The organism is Bacillus sp. J33, assembly GCF_000518885.1.
Lineage (GTDB): Bacteria > Bacillota > Bacilli > Bacillales > Cytobacillaceae > Cytobacillus.
Genome location: NZ_JAEL01000033.1, coordinates 1 through 14,545, shown reverse-complemented (window position 1 = coordinate 14,545; position 14,545 = coordinate 1). Strand labels below are relative to the sequence as shown.

Here is a 14,545-nt window from a genome sequence, read left to right as displayed (position 1 = left end):
TGCCCTGCAGGATAATTGGCCTCCGCAAAATAGCCCCTCTTAGGTCCAGCAAAATTGAAAAGAGTTAAAGGATAGAAAATTAAAACTCAGCAATTCTTTGTTTACCACCGCCCACAATAGGGAATAACCTCTTGTACCAATTTTCATACATCATGGAGGACCATAATGAAAATGCACTATTTTTATATAATCTTTTTATTGATGGGTTCGGTTGCTGTCCCAGAGGCAGGTTATGCTTCGGCAACAACGAAACCGGATAGCAAAGTCGTTTTAATATCGTTTGATGGGATGAGAAATGACTTGGCGAAGAAGTATGTAAAAGACGGCAAACTCCCTCATCTTAAATCCCTTATGGAAAATGGAGTGACTGCCAGGGATTCCAAAACAGTTACGCCTTCACTCACAGCTCCATCCCATGCGGCCATTGCAACTGGGACGACCCCTTCCGAAACTGGAATGGTCAGCAATAAGTGGCAGGATCCCCATAAGGAGTTAGCAAACGGAGAAAGCGCCTTCCATCAGCCTCTTGATAAGAGCCCGCTTTGGGAAGAGGCAAAAAAGAGCGGCAAAAAAACCGCTACCGTCCTATTTCCAGGCTCAAACCCTGATGCCGGATCGCAGGCTGATTATGCTGTCTATTACGGTGAGACATGGGCGGAAAGTTCAATGGAAAAGCTGGATTTCAAAGAGGCTGAAAGCAGGAAATACTCAGAGAAAAGCTTTAGCCCTATAAAGGAAGCAGTACTGAAACTCCCACTAAAAAACGCTAAAAATAACAAAGTCTATATTTTGGCAATCGATACCACCAATGACGGGAAAACAAACTATGATCGATTTATTATTTCAAACAACCGGCCTTTCGTATCTGCCGGTTCTGGTGCAAAAGAAAATGAGTGGAGCTCATTTCCTGTCGAGGTGGAGGGAGAATCAGCGGGTTTTTGGTATAAAGTAAAGGCCGATCCCGCTCTTAAAAAGGCCAGCTTCTACCGGACTGCGATTACATCAGGGCTCATTAAGGGGCCAGAGGGATTCGAAAAGGAAATCGTTTCAAAATTTGGCTTCTTCCCTGTCCAGGATGACACAAAAGCATTTAAAAAAGGCTGGATTTCCAGAAACGAATATGAAGAAATCAGTTCCCGATTTGCAGGGTGGGCTACTAATGTTTCCCTTTATATAAAAGAAAGATACCAGCCCGATCTGCTGATGTTCTATACCCCGCAAATCGACCATGAATCACATTATTTTTTAATGTCAGATCCAAGACAGCCGGAATTTACAGAAGAAAACTCAAGAAAGCATATGAAATATATTGAATGGGCGTACAAGATTGCAGACAGTGTAATCGGGAAAACCTTGGACAGCCTGAACAGCAATGACCACCTTTTGGTCGTTTCCGATCATGGAATGGAACCGGTACACACCCTGCTTGCCCCAAATACATTATTAAAGAAAGAAGGCCTTCTGAAAACCGACAGCAAAGGAAACGTTGATGAAGAAAAATCAAAAGCCATTGCCGTTGCCAGCGGATCTGCAGCACAGGTTTACATGAATAAAGAGCTATCTGGAGAAGAAAGAGAGAAGGTTACCAAGCAAGTAGAAAATCTGTTTAACGAATATCATATAAAACCAGCATTTAAAAAAGAAGTACTCAAACAGTATTTAGGAGATATTGGCAACACCATCGCACAAAAGCGTTTTAGTGACTTTGACCAAAAAACAAAGCAACTTTTCAGCTATTTATTGCGTAAAAAAGAAGCCCCCTATCAAATTGCAGCTGGAAGCGAACAGGAAAAGCAGCACCCAAACCAGGGGGAAATCCTAATACTTGCAGCCAAGGGCTATATGATGGGCAGCGAACTGACCAAAGCTGAAATGCCTGCCATCGAACTCGGCAGCCATGGGGGAAACCCTAATCGAAAAGAATTAAAGGCGGTCTTTTTCGCAAAAGGACCTTCCTTTAAAAATAACGAAAAGATTGATTCTATCACTACACTAGATATTGGACCAACTGTATACGAACTATTAGGTATACCAAGCCCAGACTTCCTGGAAGGGGAAGTATTGGAGGATGCTCTTAATTAGGAAAAATGCCTTACGGGGTTGCAAAGTCTTTTATTTGGACTTTTGTAAGGATACTTTGTCCGCGGCGGATGTGTGGGGAATTTTGGGTGCTTCTTCTGCCTATTTGGGTGCGGCTTCTCTTCCTTGCGCGCGGAGACTTCTCTTTTGCGCGCGCTATCAGCCTCTTTACGAGCGAATTATCTCCTTTACGCGCGTTTCCCTTCGTGCGCGCAGGGATTGCTTCCCTTCGTGCGGACTTCTCTTTTGCTCGCTCTTTCGGCCTCTTTACGCGTTTCCTTCCTTTGAGTTCGCGCCATTTCTTTTTGTGCGCCGGCTTATCTTCTTTGCGAGCGTGAACTTCCCTTTTATGCGTCACTCCATCTCTTTACGAGCGATTTTCCTTCCTTTACGTGCTTCCCTTTCCTCTCACACTACTTGAGCGCACCTTCAAATATGTCTTTCTTCTTGTAAACCCACGAGACTTTATTTGCACCTAGCCCCCTATAAACACCGGCCTCTCACCCGAAAACAAAAACCCACCCCAAAAGAGATGAGCCTTCTTATCCTATATGCATTCCAATTCCACCAAAACAGTTGTTCCTTCCCCCACTTGGCTTTCGATCCTCATCGCCCCATTGTGTTCCTGGATGATTTTATTGCTGACAGTGAGCCCTAGCCCAATCCCTTTATCTTTAGTGGTGTAAAAAGGGGTACCTAAATAACCAAGCATCTCAGTGTCTATTCCCGGACCCTCATCTGAAAATGAGATTTTCACACGGTTATGGTCCATCTTCTCCATGCCAATATAGACATTGCCGCCATTCGGCATAGCTTCAATTGCATTTTTCAGGAAATTGACAAATACTTGCTTCAACTGATGAGGAGAACATAATAACACAATGTCGTCTTTATCATAGTCCAGCTGAATTTGGACATTGTGAAGCAAAGCCTGTGGATGAAGCACATTGATGGTACTTTCCAGGATGGGGACTAAATTCCTTTTTTCAAACTCAATCGCCTGGGGTTTGGCTAACGACATAAATTCATTGACGATCATGTCAATCCGATCGAGTTCTTCCATAATGATAGATAGATAATCATCCTGCTTTTCCTGGCTGACGCTGGACTGGAGCAGTTTTGAAAATCCTTTTAAAGATGTAAGCGGATTTCGAATTTCATGAGCAACGCCTGCAGCCAGCTGCCCAATGATAGAAAGCCGGTCAAGATTCCTTAAAGCAGCATCATTATTAATCCTATCTGTAATGTTTCTTCCCACAGCGACGAATAGCTCAATTTCTCCATTATCATTCAGAATTGGAGAAATGCTTGTTTCAACAAAGACAATATCGCCGTCGGCCGAAATCTGCTTTGTTTCTGCCAGCTGCGGCTTACCCGTTTTCAGCAGCTTTTGAAAAACCCTGTCAAAATTTTCTTTTTCCTCCGAAGGCATGAGGCTGCAGCAATTCTTCCCTACAAGCTGACTTGGCGAATAGCCAAGAACCTTTTCATGTGACGGTGATGCGTAAATCAGGATTTGGTCCTTCTTATAAACTTTAATCATATCTGTCGTATTCTTCGTAATCAAATCATATAATTCCCGGGTTTTCCTTAGCTCCCTTTCCATGAGCTTTAATTCAGTCATATCACGGAAAATAGCCAGGACAGCAATAATTTTGCCCTTTGAATTCCGGAAGGGAGAGTACGATACCGATATATCCAAAACCGAACCATTCTGGTGATAGCGCTGTGTCATGACATTGCTGTACACTTTCCCAAGTTTAACGAGTTTAATAATATTCTTTACTTCTTCCGGATGTTGAAACTCTGTAAACTTTTTTCCGATCACTTCTTTTTCGGTATAGCCAAAAATGACTGTATACATATGGTTTACTCTAATAAAGCGGTTTTCCATATCAATTATGGCAACCCCATCGGCAGTACAATTCAGAAACAAATCGATTAACTCATCAGGATTGGAATAAATCGAATCACCGTCATTCCCAAGAATCGGGAAACCATTTATCAATGAGCTCACCCCATTCAATTACCTCTTTCAACTCTATTTTACAGAATTTTTAGGTAAAAAACATAGATTTGTTAGGGATACTCAAGATTTTGACAGAAAACTTTTTTCTATAAATAGAAAAGCAACTGACCCGAAGGTTAGTTGCTTTCTATCAGCTCTATTTTCGCGACTGCCTCCACGTGCATCGTCTGCGGAAACATATCTACTGGCTGCACTTCGGCCGTCTTATAGCCTCCATCTTCCAGAATCCGCAAATCTCTTGCCAAGGTTCCCGGGTTGCAGGATACATAGACTACCTTTCTCGGCTTCATGCTAAGAATGGTTTGCAGTAAAGCCTCGTCACAGCCTTTTCGCGGCGGATCCACCACAAGCACATCTGCTGTATTGCCTTTCTTGTACCAATCCGGAATAACTTCTTCCGCTTTCCCGACAGCAAACTCGACATTGGTGATTCCGTTGATAGCAGCATTCCTCTTCGCATCCTCTATCGCTTCAGGGACAATTTCAACGCCAAAAACCTCTTTCGCTTTTTGCGCCAGAAAAAGGGAAATCGTCCCGATTCCGCAATACGCATCAATGACCTTTTCTTCTCCGCTCAAATCGGCGTATTCTAGAGCTTTTTCATATAGAACTTTGGTTTGCTCCGGGTTTACCTGATAAAAAGAACGAGCGGAAATGGCAAATTTAATATCTCCAATGTAATCATAAATGACTTCCTCGCCCCAAAGGACACGGGTTATATCTCCCATAATCACATTTGTCTTTTTTGAATTCACATTATGGACTATGGATTTAACGCCGCCAATGCCTGCGACAATCTCTTCCACAATCATCTGCTTATGAGGCAATTCGCTCGTTCTTGTAACTAGCACCACCATCACTTCGCCGGTTACAAGCCCGTAGCGCGCCATCACATGCCGAAGTTCCCCTTTATGCCTGCCCTCATCATAGGCACGGACACCATAGCGGCCGCAGATTTCCTTTACTTTTTGCACTACCTCATCATTTTTTCCCTGCTGGATTAGGCATTCTTGCATATCAATAATTTGATGAGTACGCTGCTGGTAAAACCCGCCGATCAAGCCGCCTTCCTGCTCGCCAATCGGAACTTGCGCTTTATTGCGATAGCGCCATGGGTCCTTCATGCCGAGAACCGGATGTACCTTTACACCTTCAAGCTTCCCAATCCTTGTCAGCACATCCCTGACTTGTTTTTCCTTAGCAAGCAGCTGGCCTTCATAACTTAGATGCTGAAGCTGGCATCCGCCGCACTCCTTATATATCGGGCAAGGAGCTTCAACCCGGTATGGGCTTTCTTCATAGGTTTCAATCAGGCGCCCAAATCCGTACCCCTTATTGACTTTGATTACCTTTACCTTTGCTTTCTCGCCAGGAAGCCCATTTGGCACAAACAGCGGATAGCCATCTACCTTGGCAACGCCTGCACCCTCATGGGTCAAATCTTCAAAAATAACATCTATATAATCATTTTTTTGAACCGGTAATGTTCTGCTCATTCTTTTCTTCCTTTTCAGCTTAGTTCCGTGGCCTTTTTGACTAGAGAGATTGTATCATAAAACGGCGGCAATTACGAAATTGGATATTGGGGCCTCATGCTCTAACTCGCTTGGAACAGGCAGGCCATAGGGTAAACTAAATTCAATCAAATGTTTGATTGAATTTTTAATGACATAAAAAAGTCCGCTCCCTCGAGCGGACTCTTCTTATTCATACGGACTTTCCCGGTCTATCGGACGATCTTCTTCACGGATCTGATCGATTGGCACAAAAACTTCCAAGTGCCTGTACAGATTAACAAACTCAGCTGGAAGCAGGCCGCCAAATTCACCGTCAAGATTTAGCTGCACTTTTTCCTTGGAATGCACTTTAATCCTGTTTGCCTGTGTATAAATCACATTCGGGTCCTTAATATGCTCTCCGCGGACAGCCAGAGTAGCAATCCGGATAAAATCAGCCAAATTCGTTTTCTTTAAAATCAACAGGGAAAACATTCCATCATTAATGGATGAATCGGGAGCCAGTCTTTCAAAGCCGCCTACAGAATTAGTCAGGCCAACAAGGAAAAGCATAACTTCCCCTTCAAACAGCTTTCCATCAAACTCAATGCTTACTTCAGTTGAACGGATGGAAGGAAGCATCTCAATCCCCTTTAGATAATATGCAAGCTGGCCGATCATCGTTTTAAGCTTGCTTGGAACCTCATAGGTCAGCTCTGTCAGCCTTCCGCCCCCGGCAATATTTATAAAATACTTTTCATTAATCCGCCCGATATCAACAGGGATGGTATCTCCTTTTACAATGATATCTGTGGCCGCCTCTACATCTCTTGGTATATGGAGTGCACGTGCAAAATCGTTTGTCGTTCCAGTCGGGATAATCCCAAGGCGCGGACGATATTCCTGCTCAGCCAGACCATTTACAACCTCATTGATTGTCCCGTCGCCGCCGGCTGCAATGACTAAATCATAGCGGCGCTCGACAGCTGTCCGTGCAGCTTTAATAGCGTCCCCTTCGCCAGTTGTGGCATGGCATGAGGATTCATACCCTGCCTCCTCCAGTTTTTGCAATACCTCCGCCAAATGCCTTTTAAAAATTTCGCGGCCTGAGGTCGGATTATAAATAATTCTTGCTCTTTTCATAGCCATCATCCTATTATTTAATCAACTTTGTCTTAATCCGTTTATATATTCCATCTTTTAACATCATAGCGGATAGAAATGCGCTTAGCAATTATTGCGATGCACTTCCGGTATCTATTCTATTCACTTCTGAATGTTTTCTCAAGTGGCAGATGGCACAAAAGAATTATACCCTCTTCCTTCAAAAATAACCTGATTATATTTATAAATTCTGCCGTCTGATTTCCGCTGCAGGCACTTAGAACCTGCGAAGAGAGACGAGAGCCTCCCCTGCTTCGCCTGTGGGGCCTCCCTCTCCCCTCTCTTCCCGCTAAAGTCAACTGGCCTCCGTTACAATCAGTTCAGTTGGTTAAACTTAGATAGTCACCCGAAAAGCAACAAACTTTCGAAAACAGCTTTTCCAAAAGACTAATGGGTTATGCTTTTAATTCTGCATTAAATCCTTCATAACAAGGCTTTTTATATAATGAATGACCGTTTTATATGGGTATTCTTCGTTTAGAACACTGTGCAGCATTGCCCCATCCATAATAGTCCAGAACATGCTGGCAACATGAATCGGGTCAGCATCCGGACGAAATTCCCCGGCAGCTTGCCCTTCTTCCATAATATTGGAAATTAGATCCAAAAAGAACCTCTTTCCTCTTTCATTTAAAATTCTGTTCAAATTTTCATCCCTGGAAGAGTGCAATGTAAATTCGAGATGAACAGTAATTTTATCTTTTCGTTCTTGATTGAACGGACTCATTTCTTTGTATAATTCAAAAAGATACTCAAGCTTTTCTTTCGCTGAAGATAGATTGGAGATTTCCTCCACAATCTTGGCATTCCCGGCTTTAGTCTGCTCATTCATTAGCTCCAGATAGATTTCTTCCTTGCTTTTAAAATAATTATAAATGGCACCCTTGCTAATTCCTGAATAGGCGACAATATCATCAATTGCAGCTGCCTGAAAGCCCTTCTTCGCAAAGCAGGCAAGTGCACCAGCCAGAATCTCCTTTTTCTTTTTCCGTTTATATTCCTCGGATACGATTGGCGTCAATTTGCTCCCTCCCTTATCATTATGATTGAGTTAGCCGCTCTGCTCCTTACTTTACCTGAAGTTTCTAAATTTATGGAAGAGGAATACCCATTATGTAATTTTCGTCGTATTTTCCTTATATTAAAATAGACTTGTTAGTCTTTTTTAATTCTAAAAGAATTGTCCCTATTTTTCAAATATTTATAACAAAAAAGAAAACCCTTAACATCCAGTTAAGAGTTAATCGTGCTCAAAGTTTTCTGTTTTATTATTAGACCCATCCAGCCTATTCACCAGGTTGCCTATAAGCAGCAGACAGGCAAAAGCTATTGGAAACCACCGCTCAAATCTTGTGGATGGCCGCTTTTGACCCCCTGCCTCATTTAACTCCTTGAGTTCCTCCGTATTTTCATCAGCTATTTGTGCCATGACAAGATTGATAAATTCATCTTCGCGCGGCATTGCCGGCAATCCATTTTCCACTTCTTCCATCGCTTCAAGATATACCTCCAAACATTGGTCACATGTATAGAGATGTTTTTCATAGGCTTCCCGCTCTTCTTCCCCTAGCTCATTTTCCACATACTTAAGCCATTCTTCCAAAGAATAATGATCCATGAAACTTTCATCTCCTTCCAATGTTTTTTAGCACCTATGAATACCGGCAATTTTTCACTTAGCCGGGTATACAATTAGTCAAACTCCAGGCATCTGTTATGCACTATATAAAGATTATCCTATTCATATATACGAAGACAAATCTTTCTTTTTGAGTGACGAAATAATCATAATTGAGACAACCGTTCAATTCAATACTTTTTATATCGGCTCTGTTAAATGGGGCTGTTGATTTCCGTTCCAGGCACTCTCTTTCCGCGGGGCGGGCGGTGAGCCTCCTCCCGCAGGAGTCGAGCGCCTTCCACTCTTAATCAACTTTGTCGAAAAATCAATAAGAAAACTTAACAGAGCTTTTATATAAAGAAAGGCTTTATTCTCATAAACGGTTGTTACTACTTATAAATTCTGCCCGTTGGTTAACCCCGAAAAGCAGCAGACTTTACGAAAAGTGCAAAAAAATAACCCTCATGAAAAGAGGGCTAATAAGAATCCAGAATACAAACATAGCTGGCATATGGTACAGCATGAGAGGCACTGGATCCAAATTGATTGTCCAAATCTTGTGTTAATGCTAATGATATTTCTTTTGTATTTTCTGCCGGTGCATTATAAGATGCCAAAACCTCATTTAACAACATTTCATTGCTGAAGGTTACACTATAGTCCAGCTTGTAAAAGTCCCTTAATTCGAATCCATTTTTCTTCCATTCTGCGAACCACTTAACAGGAAAACTGTTAATGAGCTGTCCGGACTTTGCCTTGGAGCCCGCTGGCCACAATGTTTTGCCATAAAAGCTCTCACATGCCTTAATTGCAGCTTCCACTGCCTCATTGCCTCTTAGAAATTCTGCATCTGAAACGATCAATTTTCCCATTGGCATTAAAATACGCTTAATCTCCTTCAATGCCAATTCCCGATTAAACCCGTGCCATGCCTTATAGACAGTTACTAAATCATAGCTGCTTGACTCCAAGCCTGTATGCTCAGCTGTTCCATTCACAAAGGGAATATGTTCAAACCTTGCCCTACTTATTTCCTTTGCTTTTTCTAGCAAATCCTCCGATGGTTCCACTCCAATTACGTCTGCCTTTCTTAGCCTTAACTTTCTTGTAAAAGTTCCTATTCCTGAACAAATATCTGCTATTTTCTTCCCATCAAAATTGATCCCTCTCAGGTTTAAACTTTCAAATAAACCCGCTGGAATCTCGTTTTGGGATCTTACCTGTCCTGCCTTTGCTACTGCCATACTCTTCACCGCCGAACATTCAAATAATTACAAATACAAACTCAAACACAACCATTATATGGTAAACTGTAGACAATGACAATGAAAGAGGGTGCTCTATAAAAATTTTTTGCGAGAGTAGGCGAAATGCAGCCTATAGTGAATATATTGTGTAAAAAGGATTGATAAGATGACGTTACTAATTTATCTGGCTGCGTACTTGATTGGATCGATCCCTACCGCTTTATTAGTAGGCAGATACGCGTTTCATATCGACATCCGGGATCACGGGAGCAATAATCCAGGAGCAACCAACACACTGCGGGTGCTTGGAAAAAAGGCGGCAATCGTGGTCTTGCTAGTCGATATCGGAAAAGGGGCATTTGCAGCCGCATTGCCACTCCTGCTGCACACGGATGCTGAGCTGCTAATGGTTGGCCTGGCTGCTGTTGTCGGGCATTGTTTTCCTATTTTTGCTGGTTTCCGGGGCGGGAAAGCTATCGCTACCACAGCAGGAGTATTGATTATCGCTAATATCTGGATGTTTTTTATAGCCTATATTTCTTTTATTGCAGTCATTTATTTTACTAAATATGTATTTTATGGTTCCTTATCAGTAGGTGTTTCTTTATTGGTTTATTCCCTTTTTACACCCGGGCGTGAACATGAACTTATCTTTTCTATTTTCCTTTTATTTCTAATTTTTCTGCACCGGTCTAACATTAAGAACTTTATTAATAAAACGGAGCCCAAAATTACCGACAAAAGTCTTAAAAACGATCGGATTCCTCCGAGAGATACTAAAAAACGTGCGTAAACAATGCCCGGATTCTGTTAATCCGGGCATTTTTACAATTTCTCACATGAAAGGAACAAATGTAGCAAATCCTTTGAATAATAATTCATTTAAAGGAGCTTCTTTATGTTGTTGATCCTAAAAATATTAAGTATATACTTAATAACTATCATGATCATGAGATTGATGGGGAAATCAACCATAATCCAAATGACCCCATATGATTTGGTTGCCATTATCATTGTTGGGACAGTCGCCTCAGAGCCTCTTATAAGTACAGAGTACCTTCCGACACTGGCAGCCTTAGCCATTCTTGTAGGACTGCATATATTATTTTCCTATCTAACGCTTAATCAAGTCGGCAACCGCTTTTTCCTTGGAGAACCTACAATGCTGATCAAAAATGGCGAGATTCTTGAGGATAATCTAGAAAAATCACATCTTTCTGTTTCACAGCTTCTCGCCATACTTAGAAGCAAAGGGTTTCCCAAAATTGCCGATGTCGATTATGCCATCCTGGAGCCAATTGGAGAAATTAGCATTATACCAAAAGCAGCGAATACCCCGGTGACTGTTGAACATTTAAATATTTCCATTCAGGATGAAGGCCTTCCGATTGCCGTTATTGTTGACGGGAAAATCCAGAAGCGAAACCTCCAATTGCTTGGACAAACAAAAGATTGGCTGCTCGAACAGCTCCGTAATAACCATATTCATAAAGATGAGATCATGTACGCCTATGTAAATGAAAAATCAAAGAAGCTATATATTAACAGACGCCGATAAAATTTTATAAAAGAGGTTTTTCTTTTTAAAAAATGGGTAAATGAAATGAGCTAGTGCGGTTTTCCAGGAGATAAGTACATTGCTTTTAAAATACACTACATATCCATATCAGGGGGTAATGGTATGACAGTAGAAGGCTTAGTGCTTCAAACTAAAATAGATGGATTTGATTATAGCTGGGACTTGGATAAAGGACTCTTCAATTTTGAAGGGGAAGAGGCCGTCCTTTTTTGGATTAAGTCAGCCATGAAAAGCTTTTTTGATACCATTGAAGAGATATCGGGAAAAGAAACTTCAAGCCTTGTCCTTGAAACCACAGGATTCAGGCAAGGAATGGCAGTAGGTGAATTTTTTAGAAAGATGGATCTTCCTGTGGAGGAAGTCGCCAATATTATTCCTCGAATTTATGCCTCAGCCGGCTGGGGAAAATTCATAATAACCGATTTGGATCCGGAAGCGAAAACTGCTAAAGTCCGTACGGTGGATAGCTGGGAATATAAGATAAATAAAGAACAAGGAAAATCTGAATCCGGAACATTCCTGCCGGGGCACTTTGCCGGCATCTTTTCCGCTGTGTTTGGTACAAGCCTTTGGTATAGAAAAGTTACAGACCAATTAGGTGAACATAATTACACTGAACTGGATTATTTCCCTTCAACAGTTACCGTGGAGGAAAACATCCATGCACTTGCCAGACGGGAGGAATCGAAAAAAATCAGTGAACTTGAAAAACTAGTGGAAGATCGGACAAGAGACTTAAAGGAACTTGTAAAAGAAATCTCTTCTCCTGTCATTCCAGTATTGGATGGAATCGTAGTTGTTCCGCTATTAGGAAGATATGATGAGTTCCGTTCAGAGGAACTAGTAGATAAAACACTGAACAGTCTGCCAAAGCACCAGGCTGACTGTCTGATCCTGGATTTGACCGGATTGAACCAAGCCATCAGCGCCTACACTGTAGAGTTTCTAAGCAAGCTCGCTGCTGCAGCCAGCCTGATAGGTACCGAAACCATCCTTGTTGGCATCTCCCCGGAACTCGGCACAAAAATTACTGAAACGAACTTCAATCTTTCCAAATTCAACTGCTTCACAAACCTGCAGCATGGCATCTATTATGCCCTTTCTAAAAAAGGCCGGAAAATATATTAATAAAAGCAAAAGGCTGACTCCATCACCAAGAAAGTCAGCTTTTTTGCTGGCCCTGATTATGAAAAAATCTGTCTGGAGATAGACATCATTCTTCTGTGCCTTAAAATTCCCCTCCACGTTTAGCAATGGATCCGTACAGTCTTACACCTTCTTCGGTGCTCCTCTATATTTTGCTTCGCGCAATTCCAGTGCATAAGCCTCAAGATTTGGCATTCCCATTTCCTTTGCAATCGCGATTTCTTTTTCAATATCATACGGGACTCGGACAATTTCGATTGAAAAAGCAGCTGGTTCCTTTGAAAGATATACTCCATGCAGAATGGCATAAGCAGCCTGGGGAATATCAAGAGAATTTCCAACACTTCCTGCATTAAAAAGCGTTTTTTGCGGATGGATAGGTTCTATCAGCGCAGCATGGATATCACCATACCCGACCACATCCGGTATCCTTCCGCCTTCGCCTGCAACAATATTTTCTGTATTCTCAAACATGGCAAGCTTTTCTTCATGAGAGTCTCGCATCGGCACCACCCGGTGATAGATGCTTTTCGCTGAAGCATGATACAGTCTTACATATTTTCCGCTCATATAAAAATCATGATGGAATGGCAGCGTGCTTAAATAGGATAATCCTTCTTTTCCCAGCTGGTTTTGATGCCACTTCCCCTCCTCGAAATCCACCGGCTTCTGGATAAAATCATCCCAGTTGCCAAGAAGGGCCACTTCACATGTTTCCTTGATCCTCTCTACAGCTTTACGGGAATTAGGGCCTTTTCCAATTAAATCACCAAGACAAAAGATCGTCTCAATTCCGCGTTCACGGATATTTTCCAAAACAGCCTCAAGTGCCGTCATATTTCCATGTATATCTGAAATCACTGCAACTTTTCCCATATTGTCTCCTCCTTACCGTACCTAACTATTTCTCCACAAATTAAATGCTTCCTCTATCATCCCTAAAAACAGCCCGAAAAATTTACAATATTTGATTTTTCTCCATACCGCCATTACATTAGATATATGGTAAAATAACAAAAGGAAAAAAACCCACAATACATATAGAAGGAGTAAGGATTATGTCAAAAGTATTTGTTTTCGGACACAAAAACCCAGACACAGACTCTATCTGTTCAGCACTTGCGTATGCAGAATTAAAGAACAAATTAGGCGTTGATGCCGAACCAATTCGCCTAGGCCAAGTAAATGAGGAAACACAATATGCTTTGAATTACTTTAAAGCGGAAGCTCCACGCCTAGTTGAGGCTGTATCAAAGGAAGCTAACGAAGTCATTCTTGTTGACCATAATGAATTCCAGCAAAGTGCTGATGATATTCGAGATGTAAAAATCCTTGAAGTGATCGACCATCACCGCATCGCAAACTTTGAAACAAGCGATCCGCTATATTACCGTGCTGAGCCTGTTGGCTGCACAGCAACGATCCTAAACAAAATGTACAAAGAAAACGGAGTCGAAATCAGCAAAGAAACAGCTGGCTTAATGCTTTCTGCCATCATTTCAGATTCCCTTTTATTCAAATCTCCTACATGCACAGACCAGGACATTGCAGCTGCACGCGAGCTAGCAGAAATCGCGGGCGTTAATGCTGAAGAGTATGGTTTGGAAATGCTGAAAGCTGGTGCAGACTTAAGCAAAAAAACAGTTGAAGAGCTAATCTCCCTTGATGCAAAAGAATTCCAGATGGGTAGCTATAAAACTGAAATCGCTCAGGTGAACGCTGTTGACCTAAATGACGTATTAAACCGCCAGGCTGAACTTGAGGCAGTGATTTCCGAGAATATCAAAAACAAAGAGCTTGATTTATTCGTCTTTGTTTTAACCGACATCCTGAATAACGATTCTGTTGCTATCGCCCTCGGCAAGGAAGCAAATGCTGTTGAGCAGGCATATAATGTAACACTTGAAGACAACAAAGCCGTTCTTAAAGGCGTTGTATCACGCAAAAAGCAAATTGTACCGCCGCTGACAAATGTTTTAGCAAGTAAATAAGATAAAAAAGCAGTGCCTCAAAATGGCACTGCTTCAGGCTGTCGACAAAGTCGACAGCCGTTTTTTATCATTATTACCCAATCAATATATGGGGTTCTATCTTAATCCACACACCTAAATATGCCGTTAAAAAAGATAAAAAGCCCCTTTTTCTTTAAATAGCTGTTTGAAAAAGGGGTTTGTCTACACTCTG

Annotated in this window: 12 protein-coding genes; 5 read left to right on the top strand and 7 right to left on the bottom strand. The window is 41.8% G+C overall.

Translation table 11 applies throughout. From position 1 onward, the window contains the following. Positions 1-165: 165 nt before the first annotated feature. Positions 166-2,082, top strand: coding sequence for an alkaline phosphatase family protein (locus L634_RS0111805; protein WP_026582626.1), 1,917 nt, complete (start codon positions 166-168; stop codon positions 2,080-2,082). Positions 2,083-2,626: 544 nt separating this feature from the next. Here L634_RS0111805 and L634_RS0111795 read toward each other — a convergent pair. From L634_RS0111795 to L634_RS31035, 6 genes are all read right to left on the bottom strand, one after another. Then, a complete protein-coding gene (locus L634_RS0111795; RefSeq protein ID WP_232233758.1) occupies positions 2,627-4,096 on the bottom strand; it encodes a PAS domain-containing sensor histidine kinase in 1,470 nt (489 codons plus the stop codon). 128 nt (positions 4,097-4,224) lie between these two features. Then, positions 4,225-5,604, bottom strand: coding sequence for a 23S rRNA (uracil(1939)-C(5))-methyltransferase RlmD (rlmD, locus tag L634_RS0111790; protein ID WP_026582623.1), 1,380 nt, complete (start codon positions 5,602-5,604; stop codon positions 4,225-4,227). A gap of 207 nt (positions 5,605-5,811) precedes the next feature. Next, positions 5,812-6,747 (bottom strand): diacylglycerol kinase, encoded by a 936-nt coding sequence (locus L634_RS0111785; RefSeq protein WP_026582622.1) that lies wholly within the window; start codon positions 6,745-6,747, stop codon positions 5,812-5,814. A 424-nt stretch (positions 6,748-7,171) separates the two neighbouring features. Next, positions 7,172-7,789 carry a TetR/AcrR family transcriptional regulator gene (locus tag L634_RS0111780; RefSeq protein WP_026582621.1) on the bottom strand — a complete coding sequence of 206 codons (618 nt, stop codon included), beginning with the start codon at positions 7,787-7,789 and terminating at the stop codon, positions 7,172-7,174. A 219-nt stretch (positions 7,790-8,008) separates the two neighbouring features. Continuing rightward, a complete protein-coding gene (locus L634_RS31040) occupies positions 8,009-8,386 on the bottom strand; it encodes a hypothetical protein (protein WP_051428314.1) in 378 nt (125 codons plus the stop codon). Positions 8,387-8,865: 479 nt separating this feature from the next. After that, complete coding sequence (locus tag L634_RS31035) at positions 8,866-9,633, bottom strand: class I SAM-dependent methyltransferase (protein WP_051428313.1); 768 nt, start codon at positions 9,631-9,633, stop codon at positions 8,866-8,868. A 169-nt stretch (positions 9,634-9,802) separates the two neighbouring features. On the opposite strand from L634_RS31035, the gene plsY reads away from it, so the two are divergent. The 3 genes from plsY (at position 9,803) to L634_RS0111755 (ending at position 12,343) form a co-directional block, all read left to right on the top strand. Continuing rightward, a complete protein-coding gene (gene plsY / locus L634_RS0111765; RefSeq protein WP_026582620.1) occupies positions 9,803-10,429 on the top strand; it encodes a glycerol-3-phosphate 1-O-acyltransferase PlsY in 627 nt (208 codons plus the stop codon). Positions 10,430-10,534: 105 nt separating this feature from the next. Then, positions 10,535-11,194, top strand: a complete 660-nt coding sequence (locus L634_RS0111760) for a DUF421 domain-containing protein (protein ID WP_026582619.1) — start codon at positions 10,535-10,537, stop codon at positions 11,192-11,194. A 123-nt stretch (positions 11,195-11,317) separates the two neighbouring features. Continuing rightward, complete coding sequence (locus tag L634_RS0111755) at positions 11,318-12,343, top strand: STAS domain-containing protein (protein WP_026582618.1); 1,026 nt, start codon at positions 11,318-11,320, stop codon at positions 12,341-12,343. A 141-nt stretch (positions 12,344-12,484) separates the two neighbouring features. On the opposite strand, the gene L634_RS0111750 is transcribed toward L634_RS0111755, so the two are convergent. Continuing rightward, positions 12,485-13,237: a metallophosphoesterase family protein gene (locus tag L634_RS0111750; RefSeq protein ID WP_026582617.1), complete on the bottom strand. Its 753-nt coding sequence runs from the start codon at positions 13,235-13,237 to the stop codon at positions 12,485-12,487. A 182-nt stretch (positions 13,238-13,419) separates the two neighbouring features. Between L634_RS0111750 and L634_RS0111745 the strand changes: the two genes are divergently transcribed. Continuing rightward, entirely contained in the window at positions 13,420-14,352 is a 933-nt protein-coding gene (locus tag L634_RS0111745) for a manganese-dependent inorganic pyrophosphatase (protein WP_026582616.1), read from the top strand. Positions 14,353-14,545: the final 193 nt, after the last annotated feature.

Coding starts and splice junctions, on each gene's coding strand:
- L634_RS0111805 (WP_026582626.1), top strand. CDS start 166: ATGAAAATGCACTATTTTTATATAATCTTTTTATTGATGGGTTCGGTT.
- rlmD (WP_026582623.1), bottom strand. CDS start 5,604: ATGAGCAGAACATTACCGGTTCAAAAAAATGATTATATAGATGTTATT.
- L634_RS0111785 (WP_026582622.1), bottom strand. CDS start 6,747: ATGAAAAGAGCAAGAATTATTTATAATCCGACCTCAGGCCGCGAAATT.
- L634_RS31040 (WP_051428314.1), bottom strand. CDS start 8,386: ATGGATCATTATTCTTTGGAAGAATGGCTTAAGTATGTGGAAAATGAG.
- L634_RS31035 (WP_051428313.1), bottom strand. CDS start 9,633: ATGGCAGTAGCAAAGGCAGGACAGGTAAGATCCCAAAACGAGATTCCA.
- plsY (WP_026582620.1), top strand. CDS start 9,803: ATGACGTTACTAATTTATCTGGCTGCGTACTTGATTGGATCGATCCCT.
- L634_RS0111760 (WP_026582619.1), top strand. CDS start 10,535: ATGTTGTTGATCCTAAAAATATTAAGTATATACTTAATAACTATCATG.
- L634_RS0111755 (WP_026582618.1), top strand. CDS start 11,318: ATGACAGTAGAAGGCTTAGTGCTTCAAACTAAAATAGATGGATTTGAT.
- L634_RS0111750 (WP_026582617.1), bottom strand. CDS start 13,237: ATGGGAAAAGTTGCAGTGATTTCAGATATACATGGAAATATGACGGCA.
- L634_RS0111745 (WP_026582616.1), top strand. CDS start 13,420: ATGTCAAAAGTATTTGTTTTCGGACACAAAAACCCAGACACAGACTCT.